The sequence below is a fragment of the Streptosporangium sp. NPDC023615 genome (genome assembly GCF_040640155.1).
Lineage (GTDB): Bacteria > Actinomycetota > Actinomycetes > Streptosporangiales > Streptosporangiaceae > Streptosporangium.
Genome location: NZ_JBFABE010000058.1, coordinates 46172 through 52323 on the forward strand (window position 1 = coordinate 46172; position 6152 = coordinate 52323).

Below are 6152 nucleotides of genomic sequence, written 5' to 3' on the forward strand. Positions count from 1 at the left end.
CGTTCAAGCCCGCTCCTTCACACCCACCGGTCGCCGTCGTGACGTATGCCGATATGACATTCGACCGGATTTTTGACGCGAGTGTCATAAAGGTTCGTCACCGATCGGTCCTCTCCGGATATCGGTGGGAGAATGCTAAGGAGCGCCATTGGCGACGTCAAGACATCGGGCGGCATCCGGTTCTTTCCCTTTTCCGGCCTCGGGCCGGCATTTCCACCGGGTTTCGCGCGTCCCCACGCGGTCACCACCCGAGCCGAAAATCGGCCCGCCCGGCGGCCACGCAACCTCGGGAACCACGAGATCCCCGCCCGGTCAAGCGATCGGACGGGGTCTCGTCGACCGCCCCCCGAGCCCACTCGAGAACGACTCCGGGTGGAGCGGAAAGGATGCGACGAGGTGAACCCCGGCGGGATGTACCGGGTCTGCCCGCCAGATGTCATCCGGTGCCGTCGGCCGTGTTTTCGTATCAGCGGGTTCGCCGATTTTTCGCCGAGCTGTGATCCATGGGGAGTCCAGCGGGAGGCCGGTCCTCCGTCCTGTCCGCTGTCGTACGTCCGTGACGATCGCCGATATCGGGATGGCCGCTCTGCCCGCTCCCATGAGCTCCACCTCCCGCGGCGGAGAAACGGGAGGAGCCCGGGTTCCCCACGCTCGGGCCGATGGCCTGATCGTGATCGCTTCAACAGGGCCGGACGGACGCACTCACCGTGTACGAGGCGCCCTTCGGCTCCGGGCCGGACCGGCTCCTCCCCGACCGACTAGGATCACCGATCCGAACAGGATTACGAGGAAGACACATGTGGCCGTTCCGGAGGAAGCAGCGCGAGCAAGTCGATCTGGAAGAGCGGTCGCCACAGCTCGGGATCAAGTACAAGGACCTGCTGGTGATGCACCACCTCACCAAGGCCGGAGCCGATCTCGAGCGGCCTCGCCACGTGACCTTCTACCTGTACGCCCCCACCCTCGATGCCGCTCAGAGCGTCGCCAAAGAGGCTCAAGGCGCCGACCACGGTTTGCGCGCCCAGGTCGGGAAGCCCTCTCCGCAGGACCCGGACAGCTGGCCGGTGACCTGTGAGGCGAACGCGGTGATCTCACCCGACTTCGTACGGGAGACGGGCGACCTGTTCGACGACCTGGCCGCTCGCCACCACAGCGAGTACGACGGCTGGGAGGCCGCGGCCACTCCGTGAACGGTAGACCCGGCCGGTCGCCCGGTGACGCAGAAGGCCGCTCCCGGTCCCCGGGAAGCGGCTCTCCGGGAAGCGGCTCTCCGGGAAGACGGTCCCCTTACTTCTCGATGCGCTCGGCCAACGAGACGATGATTCCCTCGGGCCCGCGGACGTAGGCCATCCCGTTGAGATCGACCCGTCCTTCATTCACGAGGGTGTCGGCCAGGGCCCCCGCGTCCGGTCATCGGCATGCAGGCGTACGGCTGCCGCGCCGAGCCCAGGGCGTTTCCCGCATCGAATTCGCGCGGTTCCGCCCCCGTGAGCGCCGGTTGCCGCGCCGGCGCCATGCGCTCGGCGTCACGCCGCCCGCTCCCTTCCACCACGGAGTTCCATGCGGCGGCGGCCGCGACAGGGGGTGCGTCAGGGAACGTCGCCCGGCCTGTCGACGATCCCGGAGGCGAGCACCGACATGCCCGTGGCCTCGCCCTCGCCTTGCATCACTTTCACCCCCATGTATCGGTAGTCATCCGGATCAAGGACGTAGTACGCCTTCACCCCTTCTCCGGCATCGAACACCACGCCGACCCCCCGGCGCCCGTCCATGTCGGTGACATCCCGCTCGATGGACACGTTCGGGATCTTGGCCAGCGCCCGGTACATCCCCGCGGCCGTGTCCGGCGGGATCATCGGACCGAACTTCATGTACCACCCGATGGCCCCGAACACCTTGACGTCGTCCGCGATCTCGGAGGAGCAGCCGGGCCGGCAGATCGACAGCGGGTAAAGTCCCCGTTCGAGAGCGCGGAAGTGCCGGAGCAACGCGTCCGGGTCGGACGGCAGCGCCTCCACCTCCTCTTGCGTACGTCCACTGTGCGTCGGCCCCTTCTCCGCGGCGGTCACCTTCAGCTCACCGCCCTGCTGTCTGATCGCCGACTTCCGTCCGTCCATCCCCTGCCATATCTCGACCGGCGGCAGATTCCCCCCCAGGTGCTGTGATTCCTTGAGATAGAACCACTGATCCGGGCGGATCTCCGTAGTGGTGCTCCGAGCGGCGACGAGTGCCGCCTGCTCCAGCACCATCGCCACACCGTCCGGCCGCGTCACCGTCCCGCTGGGCCGGGCCGCCGCGCCGGTCGGCCGTGTGGTCTCGTGGGCCGACCCGGCGGCTTCCAGCCCCGCTCCTGCGTCCTGCGTTCGGGTGACGGCCATGGCCGCGACCGCCAGCACGCAGGCCCCCGCCAGGGTCAGCCCCAGCCACGTCCGGTACGCGGGCCGCTCGCGCCCCCCGGAGGCGGGCAACCCCCTGGCCGTCATCTCGGCCAGCCTGCGCTCCGCCCCCGACATGTCCAGCCGCCCGGGAACCTCGTCGCGCATCTCCCTCAGGAGCTCGATCTCGTTCACCATCACTCATCCCTCGTCCACAACGGTCGGATCCATACCGGCGAGCGCCCGGCGCAACTTGCCGCGAGCCCGGTTGACCCGTGATCGCACGGTCCCCACGGGAACGTCGAGTGCCAGGGCGACCTCCTCGTACGTCAGCTCTGTCCACGCCACCAGCAGCAACGTGTCCCGGTGTTTCTGTGACAGCCCGGCCAGTGCCTTCGCCAGCCGCCTGCGCGCCCCGTTCGCGGTCACCCGCCGCTCGACCTCGTCCGTGAACGGCTCGATCACCGAGTCGGCCCCCGTCCGGCTCAGTGCCCTGTACAGGCCGATCTCGCGGCGGCGGTGCCGTCCGATGAGGTTGGTGGCGATGCCGTACAACCAGGAACGCTCGTCGCCGAGCCTCTCGTCGTAGGACTCCAGGCGCTGCAACGCCACGGCGAACGTCTCAGCCACGATGTCGTCGGCCGGATCCAGCCCCAGCCGTCGTACGACATAGCGCTTGAGTTCCGGGGCATGACGGACGAACAGGGCGGCCAGCCGTTCGGACTCGCGCCGAGGCGGCGCACCGTCCGCGGCGCCGGACCCGGGCGAGAGGTCCGCCAGGCTCTCATGTCGCATCTCTTGCCTCTCGGGTGTCTCTGGTCATGACTCGAGTAATTGCCGCGGACCGGGCCGAGGGTTCCATGAATTTCGCCGGCGGTCATGACCTCGCCTCGGCGGTGTCTCGTTCTGGCTGATCCCGGGTTCGGTCATGCGTGGACGCCGGATCGGGCGAGGTGACGGCGCTGCCACCGCTCTGCTCCTCGGCAACCGCACGTACCGATGGACGGGGCTCGCGCCACCGCGACATCCCGCTGATGAGGATCCAAGCCCGGCGAGAGCATCAATCTCGCCGGGTCGTCTCTTTCCAGACGAATGAGTCCGATGTGATCAGTCGTTGTCGATGAGGTTGAGGCCGTGGCCGAGGTGGGCACGGAACGTGGGCCGGGCGCCGGTCGGACCGCTCAGCACGAACTCGTAGGCGGCGTCGTCGGGGTCGTCGGGATCCATGTCAGGGTCGTCGGGGTCCAAGAGGTGTCCGCGGACTTCCACTTCGTACCAGCCGGGTGGCACGGAAATGCGACGATGCCGGGGATCGTCGGGCGCCCACTTCGTGAGGTAGCCCAGGCCGCACAGCAGCACCTCTTCCGACCGGACGTGCAGAACCCACCCGGTGGATGTCACCTTGGGGTCCCGCCACGGCGAAGGACTCCGGACGTGGCGTACGAGCACGGTGTAGAAGCCGGGATCGATGTTCTGCGCGGGAATCGCGATGCCGTCACGTACGACCTGATCGCCCTGCTCACTCGTGCTGAACAGCTGCAGCAGATTCCTGCCGACGGGGCTGCCGGCACCGACGTCGTCGAGCCCTGTGGCATCGAGCAGCACGAAGCCGAAGAGCTCGGGAAAACACCCTTTGAACCGCGCGGCGGGAAACGTCATGGCCGAACGGTAACGGCGCCTGCACGCAGCCTCCCGCGGAGCGGGGTACGGCCCGGGCCTCGCCTGGGCGGTGCGAGGCTGGAAATGGCCGTGCTCGATCGCCCAGTCATAGGCACCCAGGCACCCGTGTCGAGGGGGTACTCCGTGAGCATCCCCGTCAGCTCGCCGCTCTTGATCCACGATTCTGCGCACTCTCGCGTCCGGAACACGCCGGACGGCCACCGAGCCCCCTCCCCCAGGAAGACCCACCCGGTCACGGGACTGGAATCGCTCACCGCTGAGACACCTCACCACTGGACTTCGCGAAACCCGGAATGGCACGGACCCGGTGGATGGACCGTAGTCACTCAGTTGGTCACCCGGCAACGCAGAAGGCCGCTCCCGATCTCTCGGAAGCGGCCTTCTGACCTGGGTGGAGATGGGATTCGAACCCCTGACCTCTTTGATGCGAAGCCCGTTGGGACGCACCGTTTCCGATCAACGGATGCCGTTCGGTGTCGTCAGATGCCACGACGATGACGTCCGTCGGTCTTGGCTGCGCTCCCGTGTCAGCGGGTTCACTGACTTTTCGCTGACTCCGCCCAACCCTTTATAGATCAGGTCTCCTTGCCCACGGGGCATACGGCGGACCCCGATACAGGCGATAGCCCTCGTGGCCTCGTTGTTCTGATGCTCACTCAGAGATCCGATCCTTGATCCGGATATCGCACTCGGGTGCGTCTCAAACCGTCGTGGCCCACAGCGAAGACAAACGGCTCGGTGACTCGTTGAGCAGCCTGGACGATCCTGGCCTCATTGGCGAGGAAGATGTCGGCCATGTCCCTTCCGACCACACTCGCGTTTGCAATCGCAAAGATGCGAGCACCACTCATAAAGATGACCGTGCTTCAACAAGATTCCGGGTGATCGCCAGGTCTTTGCACAACAAGATGTCACCGCGGATGGTCGCCTCCTCTATCCACTGGACGTCATCGATCCGCTGGGAGTCATCCTTGCCGTAACGCTCGTCCATCGTTTCTAGAAACCAACCAGCCTCGCGCAGAGCATTGGGAACGATCTTCGAACCCAGTCCTCTGTCAAGGAAGAAAGTAAGTCCGGACTCCCCGGCCTCGCCCGCCACCACCCCTCTTCCCTACGCCGCCTGCGAGAGGAGCGCCTCAACCTCGTTCAATTGGAGGTCGTAGTCGTCGGCGATATCACGCCAGTCCTCACCGGCTCTCGCCCGGCTGAGCACGTCTGCCACCCGTATCCCGCGACGAGCAACGGTCGGCTGGCCACCATTGATCCACGGATCGACGGTTACCTCCACACGCTCATATCCCAGAAGATGGATCATCCTCATCCATCCGTCCTGATAGGTGACCCGCTGGAGATAGTCCCGGACGACTGGGCGGAAGACCTGTTGACCACTACGCACGACGACCAGGCCATCGATCGCCTCCCGCTCAGCGGGATCGTCCGTGTGCTCCTTGAAGTCCCACAGCACCTCAGCGCCATCGGTCATCAGCCGCTCACTGGCCAGCGCCTGGCCAAGCCCGATGTTCTCCTCCAGCCAGTGGATGGCAGGCCGGATCCGCTGCATGGGAACCTTCGCACTGCGGAACGCGGCAAGCATGTAAGCCTCGGCGAGGCCAACGAAGGGAACCGTCGGACCGTGTGAACCCGCCGTGGTCACCAAGGGCTCAGCCGCGACGGCCACCCCGTCCATCCGCTTGTACGCATACCCCACGGCCCAGTTACGGAAGGACTGACGAGGTACACCGATCAGATCGGCAGCCTGCCCCTTGGTATACAGGGGGGTGACATAGCGGAAGTCGCCGATCAAGCCCTCTGGGCTGCCCGTACGTGTTCCCATCGTCGTCACCTCCCTTCAGGACAGCCTAGGGAAAACGGCCTTCAGCCGCACATGATCTCTGCTCCCTCACCTCATTCGATCATGTACCTAGAGAAGTCCCTCCGCCAGTGCCACACACCGGTCATCGAAAAAGGGCCGTCTCTGCGGAGCAGAGGCGGCCCTTTGATCTTGTGGAGACGAGGGGATTCGAACCCCTGACCTCTTCGATGGGTCGCGTCCGAGATGCGGTGTAAAAGGGAACGAGCGTAGGTTGCCGTGCTGAA

The 6152-nt window shown here is 66.0% G+C and carries 6 protein-coding genes; 1 reads left to right on the top strand and 5 read right to left on the bottom strand.

Annotation, left to right across the window (positions count from 1 at the left end):
- The first annotated feature begins 797 nt into the window (after nucleotides 1-797).
- On the top strand, nucleotides 798-1190 hold the full coding sequence (locus AB0G16_RS29945) for a ribonuclease E inhibitor RraB (protein WP_362812288.1): 393 nt from the start codon (nucleotides 798-800) through the stop codon (nucleotides 1188-1190).
- A 399-nt stretch (nucleotides 1191-1589) separates the two neighbouring features.
- On the opposite strand, the gene AB0G16_RS29950 is transcribed toward AB0G16_RS29945, so the two are convergent.
- The 5 genes from AB0G16_RS29950 to AB0G16_RS29970 all read right to left on the bottom strand — a co-directional run bounded on the left by AB0G16_RS29950 (nucleotide 1590) and on the right by AB0G16_RS29970 (nucleotide 5889).
- Nucleotides 1590-2573 (bottom strand): CU044_5270 family protein, encoded by a 984-nt coding sequence (locus tag AB0G16_RS29950; protein ID WP_362812291.1) that lies wholly within the window; start codon nucleotides 2571-2573, stop codon nucleotides 1590-1592.
- Nucleotides 2574-2576: 3 nt separating this feature from the next.
- A complete protein-coding gene (locus tag AB0G16_RS29955; protein WP_362812294.1) occupies nucleotides 2577-3170 on the bottom strand; it encodes an RNA polymerase sigma factor in 594 nt (197 codons plus the stop codon).
- A gap of 312 nt (nucleotides 3171-3482) precedes the next feature.
- Complete coding sequence (locus AB0G16_RS29960) at nucleotides 3483-4034, bottom strand: hypothetical protein (RefSeq protein ID WP_362812297.1); 552 nt, start codon at nucleotides 4032-4034, stop codon at nucleotides 3483-3485.
- A gap of 868 nt (nucleotides 4035-4902) precedes the next feature.
- Nucleotides 4903-5157: a hypothetical protein gene (locus tag AB0G16_RS29965; protein WP_362812299.1), complete on the bottom strand. Its 255-nt coding sequence runs from the start codon at nucleotides 5155-5157 to the stop codon at nucleotides 4903-4905.
- 9 nt (nucleotides 5158-5166) lie between these two features.
- Nucleotides 5167-5889, bottom strand: coding sequence for a DUF433 domain-containing protein (locus AB0G16_RS29970; protein WP_362812302.1), 723 nt, complete (start codon nucleotides 5887-5889; stop codon nucleotides 5167-5169).
- Nucleotides 5890-6152 lie beyond the last annotated feature (263 nt).